This is a genomic window from Shewanella sp. 5_MG-2023, assembly GCF_030547465.1.
Lineage (GTDB): Bacteria > Pseudomonadota > Gammaproteobacteria > Enterobacterales > Shewanellaceae > Shewanella.
Window position 1 is genome coordinate 195380 of the sequence record NZ_JAUORC010000001.1, and the last position, 21115, is coordinate 216494.

General features: G+C 40.9%; 13 protein-coding genes. 7 read left to right on the forward strand and 6 right to left on the reverse strand.

Going from position 1 to position 21115, the window contains the following annotated elements; genetic code table 11:
* Positions 1-50 precede the first annotated feature (50 nt).
* The gene (locus Q4557_RS00820) at positions 51-1412 is read left to right on the forward strand and encodes a M17 family metallopeptidase (protein WP_303410089.1); all 1362 of its coding nucleotides are present in this window, start codon (positions 51-53) and stop codon (positions 1410-1412) included.
* A 122-nt stretch (positions 1413-1534) separates the two neighbouring features.
* Here Q4557_RS00820 and Q4557_RS00825 read toward each other — a convergent pair whose 3' ends face one another.
* Positions 1535-2062, reverse strand: a complete 528-nt coding sequence (locus Q4557_RS00825) for an Lrp/AsnC family transcriptional regulator (RefSeq protein ID WP_076543149.1) — start codon at positions 2060-2062, stop codon at positions 1535-1537.
* Positions 2063-2291: 229 nt separating this feature from the next.
* Here Q4557_RS00825 and Q4557_RS00830 point away from each other — a divergent pair, with 229 nt between their 5' ends.
* The 5 genes from Q4557_RS00830 to Q4557_RS00850 all read left to right on the forward strand — a co-directional run bounded on the left by Q4557_RS00830 (position 2292) and on the right by Q4557_RS00850 (position 11421).
* On the forward strand, positions 2292-4445 hold the full coding sequence (locus Q4557_RS00830; protein WP_303410092.1) for a TonB-dependent receptor: 2154 nt from the start codon (positions 2292-2294) through the stop codon (positions 4443-4445).
* 64 nt (positions 4446-4509) lie between these two features.
* Entirely contained in the window at positions 4510-5898 is a 1389-nt protein-coding gene (locus Q4557_RS00835) for a cytosine permease (RefSeq protein WP_102476437.1), read from the forward strand.
* Positions 5899-6010: 112 nt separating this feature from the next.
* A complete protein-coding gene (locus Q4557_RS00840) occupies positions 6011-7150 on the forward strand; it encodes a DUF917 domain-containing protein (protein WP_303410094.1) in 1140 nt (379 codons plus the stop codon).
* 678 nt (positions 7151-7828) lie between these two features.
* On the forward strand, positions 7829-8776 hold the full coding sequence (locus tag Q4557_RS00845; protein WP_102531588.1) for a diguanylate cyclase: 948 nt from the start codon (positions 7829-7831) through the stop codon (positions 8774-8776).
* A gap of 230 nt (positions 8777-9006) precedes the next feature.
* Positions 9007-11421 carry a bifunctional diguanylate cyclase/phosphodiesterase gene (locus tag Q4557_RS00850; protein WP_303410097.1) on the forward strand — a complete coding sequence of 805 codons (2415 nt, stop codon included), beginning with the start codon at positions 9007-9009 and terminating at the stop codon, positions 11419-11421.
* A gap of 182 nt (positions 11422-11603) precedes the next feature.
* Here Q4557_RS00850 and Q4557_RS00855 read toward each other — a convergent pair whose 3' ends face one another.
* From Q4557_RS00855 to putP, 5 genes are all read right to left on the reverse strand, one after another.
* The gene (locus tag Q4557_RS00855; protein WP_102437072.1) at positions 11604-12275 is read right to left on the reverse strand and encodes an oligogalacturonate-specific porin KdgM family protein; all 672 of its coding nucleotides are present in this window, start codon (positions 12273-12275) and stop codon (positions 11604-11606) included.
* Between the two features lie 552 nt (positions 12276-12827).
* Positions 12828-15383 (reverse strand): MMPL family transporter, encoded by a 2556-nt coding sequence (locus Q4557_RS00860; protein WP_303410103.1) that lies wholly within the window; start codon positions 15381-15383, stop codon positions 12828-12830.
* 210 nt (positions 15384-15593) lie between these two features.
* Positions 15594-17030: an MBL fold metallo-hydrolase RNA specificity domain-containing protein gene (locus tag Q4557_RS00865; RefSeq protein WP_303410105.1), complete on the reverse strand. Its 1437-nt coding sequence runs from the start codon at positions 17028-17030 to the stop codon at positions 15594-15596.
* 339 nt (positions 17031-17369) lie between these two features.
* On the reverse strand, positions 17370-18470 hold the full coding sequence (gene proB, locus Q4557_RS00870; RefSeq protein WP_102437067.1) for a glutamate 5-kinase: 1101 nt from the start codon (positions 18468-18470) through the stop codon (positions 17370-17372).
* 9 nt (positions 18471-18479) lie between these two features.
* Positions 18480-19976: a sodium/proline symporter PutP gene (putP, locus tag Q4557_RS00875; protein ID WP_102476444.1), complete on the reverse strand. Its 1497-nt coding sequence runs from the start codon at positions 19974-19976 to the stop codon at positions 18480-18482.
* Positions 19977-20439: 463 nt separating this feature from the next.
* On the opposite strand from putP, the gene Q4557_RS00880 reads away from it, so the two are divergent.
* Complete coding sequence (locus Q4557_RS00880; protein WP_076543138.1) at positions 20440-20931, forward strand: MarR family winged helix-turn-helix transcriptional regulator; 492 nt, start codon at positions 20440-20442, stop codon at positions 20929-20931.
* Positions 20932-21115 lie beyond the last annotated feature (184 nt).

Sequence of the window (21115 nt, forward strand, 5' to 3'; positions counted from 1 at the left end):
TGATACTCTTAGGGATATCCTTAAACTCATCGCAATCAACGAGTCCTACTATGAGCAATATCATTATTTCAGGTGTTTCAGGCATTCCCCTGTCTATTTTCAATAGCGAAACATTTGCACAGTGGCGCGATAAGCAGTCTAAAAATGTTACTAACTGGCTCACCACCACCCAGTTTTCAGGTAAAGGCATGAGCTTAATTCCTAATACCGAAGGTGAGTTAGCTGAAGTTATTTTTGTGAGTAACCAAGATGACTCTTATTGGCTGTGTGGTGATCTGGTTAATCAACTGCCCGCAGGTCAATACCAATTAAACGCGGATGACAAGCAGATAAAAACCGCCGCATTTAGTTGGGGTTTAGGGGCGTATCAGTTCGATCGCTACAAAAAAAGCGACAAGCAAATTCCACAGCTTATTGTGCCGACTAGTGCGCAAGCTGATGAAGCTAATAAGTTCATCCGCTCAGTGTCATTAGTCCGTGACTTGGTTAACACACCCGCCGCCGATATGATGCCGCAACACTTAGCTGAGACCATGAGCACCATGGCGACAGAATTTGGCGCTAAGCTCAACCAAATTGTCGGTGATGAACTACTTGAGCAAAACTACCCGACCATTCATATGGTTGGCCGCGCCAGCGCAAATGTTCCGCGCTTAATCGACTTAACTTGGGGTGATGAATCGGCTCCTAAAGTGACCCTAGTAGGTAAAGGTGTGTGTTTTGACTCTGGTGGCCTTGATTTAAAACCCGGCGCCGGCATGCGCTTTATGAAAAAAGACATGGGCGGCGCAGCGCATGTTATTGGTTTAGCGCAATTGATTATGGCGAGCAACTTACCTATTCGTCTGCGGGTATTGGTTCCTGCGGTTGAAAATGCCGTTTCAGCCAATGCCTTTAGGCCCGGTGATGTGATTACTACCCGCAAAGGGCTGACCGTTGAAATTGATAATACTGACGCCGAAGGCCGCTTAGTATTGTGTGATGCCCTTGCTGAAGCCAATAACGACAAACCTGAGCTAATGATTGATTTTGCCACCTTAACAGGGGCTATGCGAGTTGCTTTAGGCACCGAGCTGCCGGGGTTCTTTAGTAACGATGACCAAGTGGCCGCCGATATTACCGCATCGGGTTTATCTGTAGACGACCCAGTTTGGCGCATGCCACTGCATAAACCTTATTATGACTTAACCTGTAGTGATATTGCTGACTTAGCCAACTGCGGCAAAACTCCATTTGGCGGCGCAATTACCGCAGCGCTTTATCTTGAGGCCTTTGTTGATAAAGATATTAGCTGGAGTCACTTCGATGTGATGGCATGGAATAACCGTAAATTACCGGGTCGCCCTGTGGGTGGTGAAGCCTTTGGTATTCGTGCGGTATTTGATTACCTGCAAAATCGATTTGATAAGTAAACTAAGCCCTGAAAGTTAACTAACAAAAAGGCCTGTCGATACAGGCCTTTTCTTTATAAAAACGATGATACTTTTATCACTGTTTTATATAGCAAACAAAAAACACTGCATAGCTATTAAGCTTACTCAGCGCCACGGTCTAAATCTTGACCATTATCATCTAACCACTTCAAACTTGATAACGGATAGCCTAAAAACCACTTGCTGCGTTCAAGTACGATACGCGTCTTAATATTTTTGATACTTAGCTCTGATCTGTCTGAAAGCTCGGTACAGATCTCATTCAGTTTTTTGATATTGGGAAAGCAACTTAACGACATATAATCCACATCACCAGCAAGCTGCATGCAATCCATAAATTCAGGAATATCTTGAATAGCACTAACAAAGCGTCGCCGCGACGGTGCAGTGTTATCGGTTAAGGTAAACTCCACATAGGCCATCACGTGTTCACAAATCTGCTCTAAATTCACATCCGCATGAAAGGTTCTGAAATAGCCGGCTTCTTTTAACGATTTAACTCGCTGAAAACAGGCACTAGGTGAAAGGTTTACTTTTTCAGCTAATTCAATATTGGTCAAATCCCCTTCAAGGTGCAGGGTCGCCAATATTTTTTTATTGTAACTATCAATTTTTACTTTCTTTTTCATTTTCAGAAACCTAGTGTTATTTTATCTATGGTTTTCGCTACCTATAGTGGATTATCCATGATTAATTTGCAAAATGTCCCGTGTTTCCTCTCAAAGCGACAAATTTTTACTGCATTTTTGCTGCATTACAAAATATTATTTTCTGCCAAAGTCCCACAATGGTTATAACGGATCACACAAATGCATAATAACTACATATTTATGCAAGGCAGCCTATGAGGGCCAAAATATGAGTCATACTAATCGTCGTTTTTTCGCAAAATCAATATTAGCCACTGCGGTGGGTTTATCGCTTGTTAGTTCAGCCCACGCTGAGGACAATGAGCCACAAACTGTTGAAGCCACTAGCGGAATTGAGCGCATCGAGATTAGTGCTCGTGGCCGTGTAGAAACCTTACAGAATGTACCCGACTCGGTAACCGCGTTTAGTGCTGATATGATCCAAAACCAGCGTATTGAAAATTTTAGAGATGTTGCCGACCTCACCCCTAACTTAAGCCAGTTGGACAACTTCAGACCTGGCCTTGCCCGTATCACTATCCGCGGCTTAATTACCCCGCAAGTGGGCGACGCGCCGCTGGCTTTTGTGGTTGATGGGGTCACCGCACCCGATTTAGAATTTATTAACCAAGATTTAGTCGACATTGAGCGTATTGAAGTCATGCGCGGTGCACAGGGTGCACTTTACGGTAAAGGCGCCATTGGCGGCGCAGTGATTGTCACCACCAAAAAACCAACCGAAGAGTTAGAAGGCACCATTAAAGGCTCATACGGTAACGGCAATACCTATAATTTAAATGGCGTGGTATCGGGCGCGCTTAATGATGACAGCAGCGCATTTTTCCGTGTTGGCGGTTATACCAAAAACTCTGATGGCTTAATTGATAATGTGTTTTTAGATGAGCCAGCAGATTACTTTTCAGAAGACTCAGTGTTTGCCCAGCTTGAATTTGATCTCACAGACGACACCAGTTTAAACCTGCGCGGCCGTTACACCACCAGCGATGCCGGCTTTGCTTATTATCAAGGCGTCACTGAAGACAGCGCGGAAGACTTTGATATTGGCACCTCGCAAAACATCCGTAATAACGACCAACGTGATGTATATGAAGTCAGCGCCAAACTTACCCAGCATTATGACTTAGGTACCTTTGACTTTATCACTGCTTACAGTAGCTCTGAAAACAAACACTTTTACGATGGCGATTACTCCGCCGACCCGACCTTTATTGATGAAGATGATTTTTTCCGTGCCCCTTTTGGCACTGAAGGCTTATTTGATGTGAAATCACTGACGGTTGAATCACGCTTTACGTCTCAAAGTGATCAGGATTTAAGATGGGCAGTGTCAGCTTTCTATCAAGACAAGAAACGTGACAACACCATTAACTTCTTTGACGACTTCTTAGGCGATGTGCCGCTAGACAGAGACGATTTTACCGATGAGATGATGTATCTAACCATCGCCGATAAAAACAGCAGCAAAGCCTGGGCATTATCAGGTCAAATTAACTACGACATTACTGACAAGTTAGAATTAACGGCAGCGCTACGTTTTGATAGCGACAAACGTGAGTCTTACGACCCTAACTTCCCTGTTGATACGTTTGCAGAGGATACCTTTAGCCAATGGCAACCTAAGGTGACTTTAGCTTATCAAATGAATGAGGAGTTACTGCTTTATACTGGTTATTCAAAAGGTTTTAGAAGTGGCGGCTTTAACGAGCCCGCAGAAGGCATAAACCGTGTTTACAATCAGGAAGTGTCTGACAGCTACGAAGCGGGTTTTAAAACCACCCTATTCTCAAATAAAGTAACCTTAAACGGCGCGTTATTTGTCATCTCCCAATCTGATGCACAAATTACCCAATTTAATGTCGACAGCTTTACCCTTGAAAACCTCGCCATTGATGACGTGCTCACTAAAGGTGCTGAAATCGAATTAGGCTGGGCTGCGACAGAAAACCTCAATGTACGCTTTAATGCAGGCTATATTGACTCAGAAATAAAAGAGTTTACTGATAGACCTGAACTTGAAGGTGAGTCGCAAGTATGGGTGCCTGAGTATACTTATAGTTTATCAGCGGATCATTACTTTCCAATTAGCTCAAACTGGTCGCTGGTATCGCGAGCTGATATTCAGGTGCAAGGGCCACAATATTTTGATATTGAAATCCCACATGTTACTTCGTCAACCTTCACCTCAATTAATGCTGGGGTCGGTTTGAAGTCTGACGATTGGACAGTGCAGCTATATGTCAATAACTTAACTGACGAGCGCACCATTGAAGATATCTTCTTTTATGGTGATGGCGTAACCGATTTAGCCCGCATGCCTAATAAACCGAGAACATATGGTATCGAAGCGATTTATAATTTCTAAGGCAAGACATCGTCACTCCCATACAGGCCTCTAGATTAGGGGCCTATTTTTACAAGTAGAACTTATGCCTAACCGTCTGACACCTAGCGCTGAATACTGCGCAAGAAACAACCAAGAACACAGCCCTAAGCCAAGCTCTGAATATAGCTCTGAATATAGCTCTAAAAATAGTGCAAACAATGATCTATTTGATGATTATGCCACTCGCCCCGTGCCGCAAGATAAAACCGTCGGCGGCGTGCGCATTGGCATGATAAACGGTGGATTGGCATTTGCCGTGCCGGGTCTAATCACCGGGCTTGAGCTTGGCGGCGCGTTAGGCCTTAGCCAAAGTATTTACGCCTTTATTATTGGCGGCATTATTTTGTCAGTACTTGGCACTGTCACTGGCTTAGTTGGCATGCACAACCGCCTAACCTCATGCATGACCATGAAATTTGTCTTTGGCCGCAAAGGAGCAAACCTGCTCAGCCTTGCGTTTGTATTATCTTTACTGGGTTGGTATGGGGTTAACATCAATCTGTTTAGCGAAGTCTCTCAAGCCCTGTTTCAACAGTTATTTACTGTGACAGTGCCATTGTGGCTATTAGAAGTATCAGCCGGAATGTTAATTACCCTCACCACTATTTGGGGCTTTAAGCTGATTGAAAAGCTGTCCAGTTTATTCGTGCCGATTCTATTTATGTTAGTGGCTTATATGCTCTATAAAAGTGTCGGTTATGTCATCGCCCCAGATGCAGTTACTCAGTTTAACAGCATTGAACTCACCTTTGGTGAAGCGGTATCAGCCGTTGTCGGCAGTTTTATTGTCAGCGTGGTATTAATGCCTGACTTTAGCCGGTTTGCAAAAACCACCAATGACACCATTATCGCTTCATTTCTGCCATTTTTAGTACTCAACAGCTTCGTTTATATCGCTGCAGCCATGGCAGGTATTGCGGTGCAACAAAGTGATATTCTGGCTGTCATGCTCACATTAGGCATTGGCACTTTAGCGTTTATCTTGCTCATCATGTCGAGCTGGGTCACCAACGTGGTCAATTTATACAGCGCCGCGCTGGGTTTTAACGCCATAAATATTAGCTGGAAAGAATGGAAAATCATCGTGGTTTCAGGCGTATTAGGCACGATTATCGCTTCATTTAATTTACTGGCTAATTTTACTGACTTCTTATTTAGCCTATCGATTATCTTCACCCCTGTTGCGGCGATTTATGTGGTGGATTTTTTCATCGTACGTAATAAACAATCTTACCTGTTAAGTGAATTAAGCCAAGTTGCGGCGGTTAATTACCTTGCCGTTATCGCCTGGGCTGTGGGAATTGCAACCTCAATGCTGACCAATCATGGCCTAATCACCATCACAGGTATTGAAGTATGCGACGCCATTTTAGTCACCGCGCCAACCTACTATTTATTGATGCAAGCTTTTGCAAAAAAATCCATTGCTTAAGCCAGTAAATACATAGGAATGTTTTTGCTTCGCGGCACAAATGGAACACAAATTTTGCAGCGTTGGCATAAGATCAACACCATAAAAAGTTTAAGTTTAAGAGCTATTATTTATGAAAACACTAACAAGAGTTGACCTATCAGATATCTTGCACGGCTGCGCTATATTAGGCACAGGCGGTGGCGGTGAGCTAGATGAAGGCTTTTACTATATTGATAAAGCACTGGCTGAAGGTAAGACATTTAAGCTTGTTAGTGTTGATGATGTGCCCCAGGGCAAAAAGATTTGCACCCCCTATATGCTAGGGGCATTATCACCAATGACACCTGAAGAAGAACAGCAATATACCCGCTTACCTAAAAGCAGCAGCTCATCGATTATGACCGCATTTAGACGGTTAGAAAAATACACTGGCGATGAGTTTTATGGCACCATTTGCTGTGAATTAGGCGGCTCAAATACCGCTATTTCGTTTTACGTGGCCGCCATGGCTAATGGCTATATTATTGATGCCGATGTGGCAGGTCGTGCGGTACCTGAAATAACCCATTCAACCTACTATTTCAATAACATCCCTGCTGCGCCCATTGTCACCGCCAACGAGTTTGGCGAATGCTTTATTTGTGAAAATGTTATTGATGATTTACGCGCCGAAAACGTGGTAAGAGCCTTATCGATGATAAGCCGTAACGACATTGCTGCTATCGATCATGCGATGCCCATAGAGCAGGTTAAAGATGCGGTGATTAAAGGCACCATATCTAAGTCACTTGAAATAGGTAAAGCCTACCGGTTAGCCAAAGAAAACAACCAAGATATCGCCGATGCCATTGCCAGCCATGGTGGAGGCTATGTGGCCTTTAGAGGCTCAGTTGCTAAATATCAATTTAAAACCCAAGACGGTTTCACTCTTGGAGACATATTTATTGACGGCACAGGCCAACATCTCAATGACCGTTACCATATTGAAGTAAAAAACGAGAATTTAGTCAGTCGCTTAAATGGCGTTGTGGATGTCACCATTCCTGATTTAATTTGCTGCCTAGACATGGATAGCAATAGCCCTATCACTAACCCCAATGTCAGTAATGGCACCAACGTTGCCGTTGTAGTACTGCCAGCACCAAAAGAGTTTGTCACCGAAAAAGGCTTACAGGCTTTTGGTCCCGCTTACGTAGGCATAGATGCGCCCTACCAAGCTGCGGTAGAGCGTCATTTTTTGCAAGCGACTCATTTTAAAAACCATGACTAAATGCTTAAACAGGTTAAATTAATTTCTAGCTAAATTAAGTACTTAAATGCTCATAAATAAAAACTAAATAGAAAATATGCGAAATGAACCTATTCATTTAACCATCATTAGGTTCATTTAATAGAGCAATAACCACAATTACTGCCACTGTTACCAAGTAATAATGCCACTGACAAATTGATCTTCCACTTTCTGCTACTTTGCCTGCTAGTTAAAGGTGATTTAGATGTTTTTCTGTCTATTGAGCTGTACAAAAACGTTCACTGATTGATAAGCATTTCCTCCATTGGATTAAGCTTTTAATACCCCATATAATTTCAAAAATAGGATTTTTATCTCACTTTAAGTTCTAAAAAGTATCGCTACTGATATTACCGCTATCTCGAGATACCTAATGTGAAGTCACCACAGTTGAACTAATCAATAAAGAGCTAACAACAGTCTAACCACTCGGTAAAACTAAACCATCACGCTTCCTATGGGATTAGTTAAAACCGCTATTTCGCCGAAACATAACTAACGCTGATGCTTTTTAAAGGATGTTTGCTAATATTAATTTAGTAGAGCAAGGATTGAGCTTATTAAACTAATAGAAAATCAGCATTTACTCGACTAACAGTAGCGCTGTGTTAGCAGTCCTAATTAGTTCGCGTAAATGGGATTATAGAAGGGTTATAAATGGAAATTTCAGACCTCATTGTGTCCCAACATGACGTTAAAGGCAAAATTTTGGTGGTCGATGACCAAATTGTTAATGTCAAAATAATTAAAAAATTATTGCAAGAAGACTATGATATTTTCATGGCGACCGATGGCGATCAAGTCATCGACGTATGCATGGGTTTACAACCAGATATGGTATTACTTGATATAGAAATGCCGACAGTAAATGGTTTTGAAGTATGCAAACAACTCAAAGCGAATCCACTCACGGCCAATATCGCCGTTATATTTATTACAGCTCATTTTGAAGAAGCCACTGAGGTAAAAGGACTTCAACTTGGCGCAGTAGATTTTATTCATAAACCTATTAACCCCATCATCACCAAAACCCGAGTTAAAAATCAATTGAGGCTCAAACAGCAATCGGATTTATTGCGCTCTTTTGCCATGTACGATGCGTTAACGGGTGTCGCTAACAGACGCCAGTTTGACCAGCGTTTTGCCGCAAATTGGCGCCATTGTGTTCGTGAAAAAGAGCCTATTTCCATCATCCTGTTAGATATTGATGTCTTTAAGCAATACAACGATAACTATGGCCACCAGCAAGGAGATAACTGCCTAGCCCAGGTTGCCAAAACAATACAACAGACACTGAAACGTCCTTGTGATTTAGTGGCACGTTACGGCGGTGAAGAATTTGTGTGTATTTTGCCACAAACTGATTTTTGTGGCGCTGAACATAAAGCCAAATCAATTGTCGATAACATCAACGCCCTAAAAATCGAACACGGCTTTTCAAATGTATCAGACTACATCACCATCAGTGCAGGCGTAGCTACCGTTGTACCTCATAAGGAAATGCAGCAAGGTATGTTATTGGAACTTGCTGATAAGCAACTGTATCTTGCTAAATCGAATGGAAGAAACCAAGTCGCCAGCATAGAAATAAGCAATATTTCCTAGTGGTTATTATTTGTGATTTAACTGAATAGTTGGACATAAGAAAGTATAACTAATGGCATAAAGCTCATTTAGATTAAGTTTTTCATCACTGGTTTAGGAAAATATAAGCGATTTTGAAATGCAAATGAGCGCTAGCTCGAGTTTTTAAATATTATTGGTGAATTACCCGCATAATGAGGTAGTTGCGACTATAGTTTATTATAAGCTTATGAATGGATTCGGGATGCTTTATGTCATTAGGACAATTTTTAAGGCCTTATGCCAAACTTTTATTGATTACATTGTCAGGATATACCTTTGTTTTTGCCGGTTTGCTGTCATTCGCATTTCAATTAAACAATGAGATACATGACTTTACTTCTCAAACCAATAAAATCTACCAACACCCTTTTCAAGTCAACGCCGCTGCGCGTATTTCACGACAATCAATTACAACCCTAAGAAACCAGCTACTCTATAGCCTCATTGACCAAAGTAATATTAGGCGTGACACCTTTGTTGTTGAGACCGACAAAATACAAACTACATTGGCTGATAATTTAAACATCATCCAAACAAATTTTTTAGGTGATATGACCAAAGTCACTGAGGCAATTTCATTTACTTTACAGCTTCAGCGCATTCAACAAGATATTATTGAATTGCTTATAAACCATGACATTACAAATGCTGAAAAACTGATAAAAAATCAGGCTACCCCCTTGTATCAAGCTTTAATGAATAGAATGGACTATATCGTTGACTACTCTTCAAACAAAGCGGCTAATTTAGTAATACAGGCTCAACAAAGAAGTGAAAAGTCACATACTACATTGTGGATCCTATTTACTGCATTTTCACTATTTACGATTTTGTCAGGCTGCATTACAGCCACAATGGTCCTAAGAAACTTATTTAACCGTGATAGTAGCCTGAGAAAAACGCATGAAGATTTGCGGATTGCTGCAACCGCTTTTGAAACCCAAGAAGGCATGCTGGTCACTGATACCAATAACAAAATATTACGCGTAAATCGCGCCTTTTCTAGGATTACCGGATATGATGCCGATGAGGTCCTTGGTCAAAATCCGAGTATTTTATCTTCCGGCAAACACAAAAAGCCGTTTTACCTACAGATGTGGAAAATAATCAAAGAGCACGGTTATTGGGAGGGTGAAGTTTGGGATAAGAAAAAAAATGGCGATATCTACCCACAAAAGCTCACTATCACTGCGGTCACTGATAATAATTCTGTCATTACCAATTATGTCGGCACCATCTGTGATATCACCCTTAATAAACAAGCTGAGAAAAAAATTGCCGATTTAGCTTATTTTGACCCATTAACTCGACTGCCAAACCGTCGTTTACTTATGGACCGCCTCAATCATTCTTTATTAACAAACAGCCGTCATAACCAAAAAGGGGCATTACTGTTTTTAGACCTTGATAATTTCAAAACCCTCAATGATACCTTAGGCCATGATATGGGAGACATACTCCTAAAAAAAGTGGCAAAACGGCTGGTACAGTGCATTAGAGAAAGCGATACAGTATCTCGTTTTGGCGGCGATGAATTCGTAATTTTAATTGAAGCATTAAGTGGTAAATCCACTATAGCTGCCACGCAAAGCAAAGATATTGCCAAAAAAATACTCGCCTCAATTAATTTACCCTATCAACTAAATGGCCATGATTATTCCATTAGCACCAGTATTGGTATTACTTTAGTTAAAAACAAAAATACCTCCGTTGATGAATTACTGAAACAAGCCGATATCGCCTTGTATAAAGCTAAAGACGATGGCCGCAATTCAATGCGATTTTTTGACCCCCAAATGCAAGCCAATATCTCTAATCGCGTCGCGCTAGAAGCAGAATTAAATCATGCTATTGAAAATAAACAATTTGAACTTTATTACCAAGTTCAAGTAGACAAGCATAACAATCCATTAGGTGCTGAAGCGCTATTGCGCTGGAATCACCCCAACAGGAGTCTTGTTCCTCCGGTAGAGTTTATTCCCGTTGCAGAGCAAAATGGTTCGATTATTTCAATTGGTCATTGGGTATTAGACGCCGCCTGTGCACAACTGCAATTATGGCAGCAAAATAGCTCAACTGAATCACTCACCTTAGCGATCAATGTCAGTGCGAGACAATTTCTCCAAGACAATTTTGTCGCAACAATAAAATCCGCATTAACATACCATAAGGTTCGCCCTGAATTACTGAAGCTAGAATTAACCGAATCAATTCTATTAAATGATATCGATAAAACCATAGTAAAAATGAACCAAATTGCTGCATTAGGCATTCAGTTTTCACTGGATGACTTTGGAACCGGCTACTCATCTTTACAATATTTGAAAAAATTACCTCTTTTCCAACTTAAAATAGATAAATCTTTTGTCGATGGTTTGGTTGAAGATAAGTGCGATCAAGAAATTGTCCGCACCATCATAGCAATGGCACATAATTTGGGTTTAACCGTGATAGCTGAGGGGGTAGAAGATGAATCACAGCGACAGATTTTATCAAAAGAAGGCTGCAGTCACTATCAAGGATATTTGTGTGGCAAACCTGAAACTATCGATAAATTTGAAGCTCGATTTTCACAACCTGATACGTCATCAACACCAGTAGCATTAACCGCCCTTTTTAACTGATTCAGTTTTAAAGGTTAATCAGAATAATTATCTGTCGTGATAGGAATTAACTTTTCAATAACTATCTAAAGCGATATCAGTTTGCAGAAAGCTTACCTTTGCAGATAAACCTTCATTCCTAGGCTTAGTGAATATATTGATAAAACTAAATGACCACTAACGCTGGATGAAATTATTATATCTTAATAACTATAAGTTAACCCTATTCGAGTACGTAGCTCACGATCAGGGCTATCATTACTGACATTAATATCACCAAATTCAACATAAGGTGTCCACTGGCCTATCTTACGAGCTACGGTTAGATTCAACTCATAATTGGTATCACCATTGTCATAAATATTGTAATCAACGGCCTTATATAAATCAGCTTCAAAACCAAATTTCCAATCGTGAGTGGTATAACCAAAACCTGTGGTCAATCGATGACGCTGCTTATCAACATCGGAATTATTTCTATAAAAGTCATGACGATAACGAGCTGTAATGGTTAAACCTTGAATGCTGTCAACGGCATAGTTTACTCGAATTTGCGGTTTATAGGTCATTCCTTTTTCACGGGCCTCAATGGGCATCCCTGGCACTATGGTCCAGTTATCGTTAATTTTAAAGCGATAATCTAAACCTAACTCCCAACCATTATTTTGGCTAGACTTCCTATCAGAACCATCTACAGGCTTAAATTTTAACTCGCCACTATAATTAAAATTACCAATACTGCTACCTATTTTGACCCGAGTCGACTCACCAGACTCAGCTCGAAATTCTTGACGAACGTTAAATGATGCAGCAGAAACGGTAGAGCAAGTAAACAGAGCGACACAGCCACACAAAAGCAGATTTTTAGCAGTCATTACAATAAACCCTCACATCATAGCTATGATACATCGAATTAAAAAGCCACTCATGTACCCAGTATAAATTCAATTAACAGCCTTAATAAGTAATACAATATTGTAAAATAGTACAGGTTTGTAAATTGAGATCTAGATCAAAATGATATAAACCACAGCAAAAACTCGCTAATTTACCGTCTATTTGCTTGCAAATGTTACGCATTCGTTCGACATTAGAGCGTAAACCCCTTGAGATGTAAGCAAAGGCGCCACAAGTTGTTACCAACCTATTATCAGCACTGTTAGGAATAGTAGCCTTTTGTATTACAAATTCACAATTTTAGGCACAGAGGTTATTTATAAAGCGCAAAAGTGACATGTAAAAAACACGCTGGTGATATGTAGAAATTCGACAGTAAAATATTGGCGATGAAAATGGCTTGCTTACGTTTTTAGCTTAAGTGCTAGTTATAATTGAGTATCGCTTAAGATTTGCATCAGGATTAAACAAGCCAATGTCCCTATCAGCATTTTTAAATAATAAAAATTTAAGCAAAGACCATAATAAGCTTATTTTAACGAATAGCCGGGCTGCATCTTTTTCACACTAAACAATAAAGCGGGTAATACCGTTAAACTGTAGAAAAGTAGAAAGCCGATGGCGATGGTGAGTAAAAAACCAATGCTATACATACCTCGGTGATCGGCCAGTAACAAAGAACCAAAGGTCGCCATTGTGGTTAGTGAACTTAGTACTGCCGCTCTTGGGGTTGATGATTGATAAAAGGCCCTCGCAGATCCCACCGCCCGAAAGCGCTCAACGATGTGAATACCATTATCGACCCCCAAGCCAAATATCAATGGAATGACAATGATGTTGGCCATATTTAGCGCCTGTCCACTCCAATGGGCAACAGCCATAGTTGATAAGGTGGTTAATAACAGCGGTATAAAAGTCAAAATAACATCGCGCTTATGTTTTAGCGCTAGCAACAAAATGACGGCTATCAGTAATAGTGAATAAGTGATTGCCTGCAAAAATGCGTTAATAATAATATTACCCACTTGCTGCTCGGCTACAGGTCTTCCGGTTGCATTGGGCGCTACGTCTTGTACAAGCTTAATAAATCTATCCAGCTGTTTCACATCACGCATATCGCCAGCAGGGTAAGCCACCACTAATAAATATTGCTCGTTTTTATATCGCTGAGCTAACACCGTAGGAATATCATCATAGCTTGGAATTGGGGCTTGCAATAACTGAGTTAAACTTTGCTGCATAACTTGTAATGGCGCCAATGCATGTTGATTAATTTGACTCACAAGGGTGAATTCATCATTATTTTTAAGCCAATCTAAGGTACGTTGCGCAATCACGCCTTGGGCATAATCAGCTCTGACTAGGTTTTGTTGCAAGCTTGCAAGGCTATCTAATGACTCTATTGGCGCATTGGCGGCTGCTAATGTTTGCAACAATGCTGCCTGTTTGGACGCGCGATCAGTGGCTAAAAAAGAGTTGATTGAAATCACATTGCTCACTTCAGCTAAACCAGACAATTGTGATTGCCACTTGGCCGCTTGTTGTCGTGATGTCGCTAGCATCATCATTTGATAGCTTGAGGTTAAGCCTTGTTGTTGAATTTCTTCAAGGGTTCTAACCGATTCAGACTTCACCGATTTTAATACCAAAGTCGAGAAATCAAATTCCATTTTACTGGCACCATAGCCAGAAATAGCTAAGGCTATCACGGCCAAAAAAACTACCATTTTGTGATGTTTAGGCAACCAGAAATCATCGTCGCTGGCATATTGGAACTGAGTATCACCCTCTTCAGTCGCTATGTTAGCCTTAAAACCATGCGCTCGAGGATAGCCACAAATAAAGAAAAAAGTCGGAATAACGATAAAGGTTGCCAGCAACCCCATTGCCATCCCCGCCGCTGAAATAACCCCTAATTCAGCAAGCCCGGTATAAGCTGTAGGATAAAAGCCAAGAAACCCTATGGCAGAGGTTAATGCGCACAAACTAAGTGGCGTAAAAGTGCCGCGAATTGCCGCAATCAAGCTGGCATAATTGGTAGGCTGTAGTGCTTGCTCTTCTCGTAATCGCAGACAAAAATGAATCGCAAAATCGACACCTAAACCAATAAACATCACCAAAAATACAATGGAAATGGTGTTGTATGAACCAACCAAAAATAATCCAAGTGCGAGCGTCCACACCAACCCAATAATCACGGCCACATAGCTGGCAACGATTATGCGCAAAGAGCGAATACCAAATCCCAATACTACAATCAAGCCTATCAGCGACATGGTCCCCGCTAAGGTTACGCTATTATTGGCGTCACTGATTTCATCATAGTCCAACGCCGTCTGACCAGTAATGCGAATTTGCACTGCGTCATTATCACTGTATTGATGGATAATATTTTGTGCGGTTTCGATGATATATTTATTCGGCTGTTTTTGATCGTTTTGAGGCTGTGCATTTAAGGTGATAATTTGATAAATAGTACCACGACTTGGTGGCATCAATACCTCAAACCAGTCAACACTGCCCTGCTTTGCCGCCAGTTGGTTTAATACGTTAATTAACAGCTTCGCGGCTTTAATGTCATCAGTTTCAATAGCATGATTTAATTGTGCTAATAATTGTATCCCAGCATCATTTTGCCCAGTAGTGCCATTAGCTTCAACTGACATGACCGCCTGAAGTTTTGGCATTATGCTGGCAACATTGGCATTAAAATCAATAAAGTCTTGCTCGGGTAATAACCACAAGGCTTGCTGCTTAAGCCATGGCAAGGTTGCTGGCGCAAATACGTCGTTAAATAAGGGCTGTGCAGAAAAATCTGCTTGTAGCGCTTCAGTCATAGTTTGTACTTGCTGATGATTGTCACCAGAAACCACAATGACCAGACCATTTTCAGAGTCGCCAAATTCATTTACCGTCTTAGTTAAGTTGTCCTTCCATGGGGCATTTTGTTGAACGAGACGATCTAGGTTGGAGTCAACCACGAAATTATTTTTACTGTAGATAATAGTAATGGTGGTCATTAGCCCAATAAAGAGCAATGACAATATAAACGGCAATGTTTGTTTTGAAAAAAACCAATGTTTCACAAGTGAGCTTCGCAGATAAAGTGGATAGCGACATTATAGTCTTGATAATCATCCATGTGGCAATGACATAAGCAACAACAATGATAATTTGTCATTGGGAAAGGCTGTAATGAACATATGTATTAATGTGCATTCGCAGTCAACGTCAGCACAAAACACTATTGCTCAATGACAGCATTGCTCAATTACAGCACCGCTGGATAACGCCATTCAACACCAAACCAGTTGTGGTAGGCCATTTAAATCCAGTTTATCGCCATGGGCTGCTATCGCAAGCGCTTGGGGGGCAGATGATTTATCTTGCTGTATTGCATCCACTAACCCTTGCTGCGCCGTGGTTTCACCGTGGACTAATATCAATGGTGGTTGATGATTAAAATGACGATACCAGCGCAGTAATTCAGCTTGATCGGCATGGGCAGACAAGCCGCCTATGGTATGCAACTTAGCAGCAACTTTAACCGATTTTCCGCGAATAGTCAGTTCAGGCTGACCATCTACCAGCGCTCTGCCCGGTGTGCCTTCTGCTTGATAACCACAAATAATGACATCACATTCTGGGCGCCATAAATTATGCTCGAAATGGCAACGAATTCGCCCGCCGTTACACATACCGCTACCGGCAATGATAATCAGCCCCTTATTTACTTCGTTCAGCAGCATTGACTCATCTGTGCTTTGGGTAAACTCAACATTAGATAATAGTGGGTGCTCACCTGGATGCATGCGGGTAAAGCGTTTAAAGTCTTCATCCATTAGCGGGTAATTATTGATATACACCCGAGTCGCTTCAATAGCCATCGGGCTATCTAAGCAAATTTTCCAACGAGACAAATCCCACTCTTTGGCATACAAATGAAATAAATACAGCAATTCTTGTGCTCGCCCCACCGAAAATGCTGGTAGCAATATATTGCCGCGACTTTCGGTTATAGCTTTGGCAAAAATTTGTTTTAACTCAGCAATGGTTTCATCCCAACTACGGTGTAAACGGTTACCATAAGTACTTTCCATTAAGACTAAATCAGCATTATCAATTAAGGTAGGGTCTCGTAGAATCGGCATGCCTGCACGGCCAAGATCACCACTAAAGATTATGGTTTTCTGCTGACTGCCCTCACCTAGTTGTAACGAAACAATAGCCGAGCCTAAAATATGCCCAGCATCAAACAGTCTTACACTAACATGTGGCACGATTGGGTTTTCGACTTGGTAATCGAGCGGCACGAACTGCGATATCGCCTTATCAACATCTTGTTGATCAAATAAAGCGGAGATTGGTTCGAGCTGTTGTTTCTTACGCTTCTTATTCAGCCGTTCATTATCGCGCTGCTGCAGCATGGCGGCATCTTTTAGCATTACAGTGCACAGTTCAGCCGTAGCTTTATTGGTATAAATAGGGCCATCAAAGCCTAACTTTGCCAATAAAGGTAAGCGGCCTGAATGATCAATATGAGCATGACTTAATACCACCGCATCGATAGTGCTTGCCTCAAAAGCAAAAGGCTCATGATTCCGAAGTTCAACGGCTCTACCACCTTGAATTAAACCGCAATCTAACAACACTTGTTTACCGTCGATAGTTAATAAATGACAGGAACCTGTTACCTCTTGAGTTGCCCCTAAAAAACGCAGTGTCATTTCCATGGTAACTTCCTCAGTTTTCCCTTGAGTCGTTCCTTAATCATAGACTATGACAATAAATTAGATGCGAATAAGCCATTGGTAAGTGCATATAATTAACAGATAGAGAAGTGCTAAGAAAGTGAGTATGGAGAAAGAGTCAATAAGTTAAAAACACACAGGCAACAACCCACTTAAAGTAAGTGATTAATAGCTCTTTAACCCGATAGGATCTATTACAACAATCAAACGAGAAAGGCTATTTTTGTAATTTAAGTCAGTTACTTAGTTGCATCAACTGCATCAATTACAATAGTGCCCTAGCGGCGTGATATACATTGGCTGATAATATTAAGATTAAACTCATGTTCTCTGCAAAACGGCGAGATTTATCGGTGAAATGATTGAGTTGTTTTGTGGTTGGCTAGCTACATTTTCACTCGTGTTAGCTTGTTGAGTGAGATAGTTAAGCAAACAACTGCTGTAATTAGATGTGGCCTTTGCCACTTGTGAGCCATCATCAGTGCGGATTAAAATAGTATCACCCACTGCAAACTCGCCTTTTACCGAAAGAATACTAGCACTGGTGATCACATCATCATGCTGACTAATCGCTGCATGTTGATCTTCAATCACCACCTCACCTCGCTCGCGGACAGTATGAGTCATCCAATGCTGCTCTGGTGACATCGGGGTTTTACAAGACACAAAATGCGAGCCTGGGTTTTCATCTTGCAGCAAGGCGCTAAAAGTTTGATGATTAAAGCCATTAACTACATAAGTATCAATGCCATGAGCCACAGCTTTTTCAGCCGCCTCTATTTTGGTTTGCATGCCGCCAGTGCCCATTGAGCTGGTTGCACCGCCTGCCATTTGATAAATAGACTCGTCAATAACATCAATGGTTTTAATCAATTTAGCATCAGCATGTTGCTGGGGGTTTTTATCAAACAAGCCATCAACGTCAGTACAAAGGATTAAGCCATCTGCCCCTGTTGATGCCGCAACCATAGCGGCGAGATTATCGTTATCGCCAACTTTTAACTCTTCAGAGGTCACCGTATCGTTTTCATTTACGATAGGTAATACCCCATGCTCCAATAAGGATTCTATGGTTTCTTTAATACTGGCATAGCGTTCTTTATTACATAAATCAGCATGGGTCAGAAGAATTTGCGCAGTGGGAAAGTCAAATAACTTATCCCAAACTGCCATCATATTGGTTTGTCCGGCTGCTGCCATGGCCTTTTTTAGGGCAATTGACGGTGATTTAATATCAATCCATTGACGACCAGCAGCAACTGAACCCGAAGAAACCAAAATAACTTGCTTTCCCTGCTTACGACAACGAAGTATAAATTGCGCAATACTCAGCAGGTGATGCGAACTACAACCGTTGTTTTCAGGGGCAATTAACGCACTACCCACCTTTATCACCAATCGTTGATTGGATTTAATAGACATGAGTAGACCTTATGATAATTGTTGAATTAATTGATGATTAACATCTTTAAATGTTTTCTGGATCTCAGCAGATGGCGCTTTGGTTATTAAACTCACTAACCAAATCGATACTGCACTGATGAAAAAGCCCGGCAGCATTTCATACACTACACTGCTTAAGGTTTCACCATTAGCTAATACAGGTGCAAAAATCCAAAATAATACCGTCACAGTACCAGTAATTATGCCGGCTAAGGCCCCTTCATAAGTCACCTTTTGCCATAACAAACTAAATAAAATCAGCGGACCAAATGCCGCGCCAAAGCCTGCCCAAGCATTACTGACAATAGATAAAATACTACTCGATGGGTTCATTGCGATAAAAGATGCCACAACAGCTACACCAAATACGCAAAGTCGGCCAATATTCACCGCTGTTTTATCAGATACTGCTTTTTTGCTGTAAGCACGATAGATATCTTCTGTCAGTGAGCTTGAAGACACTAGCAATTGTGAAGAAATGGTACTCATTACCGCCGCTAGAATTGCCGCTAATAAAAAACCGCCAATTAAAGGATGAAATAACACTTCAGAAAAGAAAATAAAGATAGTTTCAGGATCGGCAAGCGTGACTTCAAATTTACGCGTATAAGCCACCCCGGTTAAACCCGTTGCTAAAGCGCCAATAATGGTCACTGTCATCCAGCTCATACCAATCCGGCGAGCTGTTTTGATATTTTTAACAGAGTCTATCGCCATAAATCGAACAATAATATGCGGTTGACCAAAATAGCCCAGTCCCCATGCCAAGCTAGATAGCAGCGATACCAGAGTTAAACCAGATAAGCTTTCACTAAAAGAAGGAATCGTCTCAAGTGAATAATTCATCATACTTGATGGACTATCAAAATGCGTGAACGCCACAACAGGCACTAAAATAAGGGCAATAAACATAATCACACCTTGGACAAAGTCTGTCATGCTTACGGCTAAAAAGCCGCCCATCAAGGTATAAGCCACCACCACTAGCATGGTAATAACAACGCCAGTTTGATAGTTCATTGCAAACGCGGTTTCAAATAACTTACCACCGCCAACAAGACCTGCTGAGGTGTATAAAGTGAAAAATATGATGATGACTACAGCTGAAATGAGGCGGATAACACCATTTTCTTTATCAAATCGTTTACCAAAAAAATCTGGCAAGGTTAACGAGTCATTGGTTTTTTCGGTGTACAAACGCAGCTTAGGCGCCACAAGTTTATAGTTAGCCCATGCGCCAATCACTAAGCCTAGTGCAACCCAAATAGTATCAAACCCTGAAACAAAAATGGCACCGGGTAATCCCATTAGCATCCAACCACTCATATCAGATGCTCCAGCAGATAATGCGGTCACTTGAGGGCTAACTTGGCGGCCGCCAAGCATATATTCAGAAAGATTAGCTGTGGATGTTTTTGCGGCGTAGATACCGATAGCTAACATGAGTACAAAATAAACCCCTAATGAAATATAGGTATATTCCATTATTTACCAGCCTTATTTATTTTAGTTAGCGGATAAAAAATATAAGTACTAAGAATTAACCATAAACATATTAATCCCACTGTATGTTTCGCTATTTCAAATGAACGTGTTGTTAATTGTTGCAGATAACTGGGACTGTCACATGAACTGGTTTCGCCTTGCATTTAATTCTACCTCTAATAATTAGTACTCTAACTATTATGTTATAGACTTATTACACTAAGATCAACCGAGCAAATTCCAAGCTGATATTTTACAGTAGCTTAATGGCCGCTAATTCTTACGACATGAAAATAAATCATTTGAGTTAATCCCATTTTTGAAAAGTGGTTATTGTTTAAAAGCGAAAATGGTTAGTATTCGACTCGAAAGCAGCTAAGACTTATTGCTAATAGACAATATGGACTGATAAAAAATAAGGTTAGTGTTATCCTACACTCATGGCTAATAACTAGAAGAAGCAATGGAAAAATACGAAGAACTATTAATATCGATACGTAAAGTGATTCGAGCAATTGATTTGCACTCAAAACAGTTGAATAAAAAGTCTGGTATAACCGGGCCTCAATTAATGATCATGCAAGAAATCGCCGGTATTAATGGTGTTACAGCGAGTCAAGTGGCTAAAAATATCAACTTGAGCGCTGCAACTGTGACTAACATTTTAGACCGCTTAGAAAGCAGAAATTTAATTCAAAGAGTCCGAAGTGAGCAAGATAAAAGACGGGTTAGTTTATATTTATCTGATGAGGGCAAGGCTTGTTTACTTGAAGCGCCAAAGCCATTGCAGGAGCATTTTATTCAAAATTTCTGCGCATTAGAAGAATGGGAACAATCTCAGCTTTTATCATCAATGCAACGTATTGGTTCAATGATGGATGCTAACGAACTCGATGCAGCGCCAGTACTTGAGGTCGATCCCATTTATAAAAGCACTGAATTACCTGCAGAATAACCATCACAATGGTTTAAGAATATAGCCAATTGATAAAGTAGAGGGGTAAAATGGAACTTATAATATCCCTCTATTTACGTAAATCAGCCTCCACAGTCAAAGTTCTGAGTTCAGATAATCACTGCAACGCTATAACGAAGATTGCCTGCCACTAATCTTAAAGTTCACTCAGCATGATGACAGG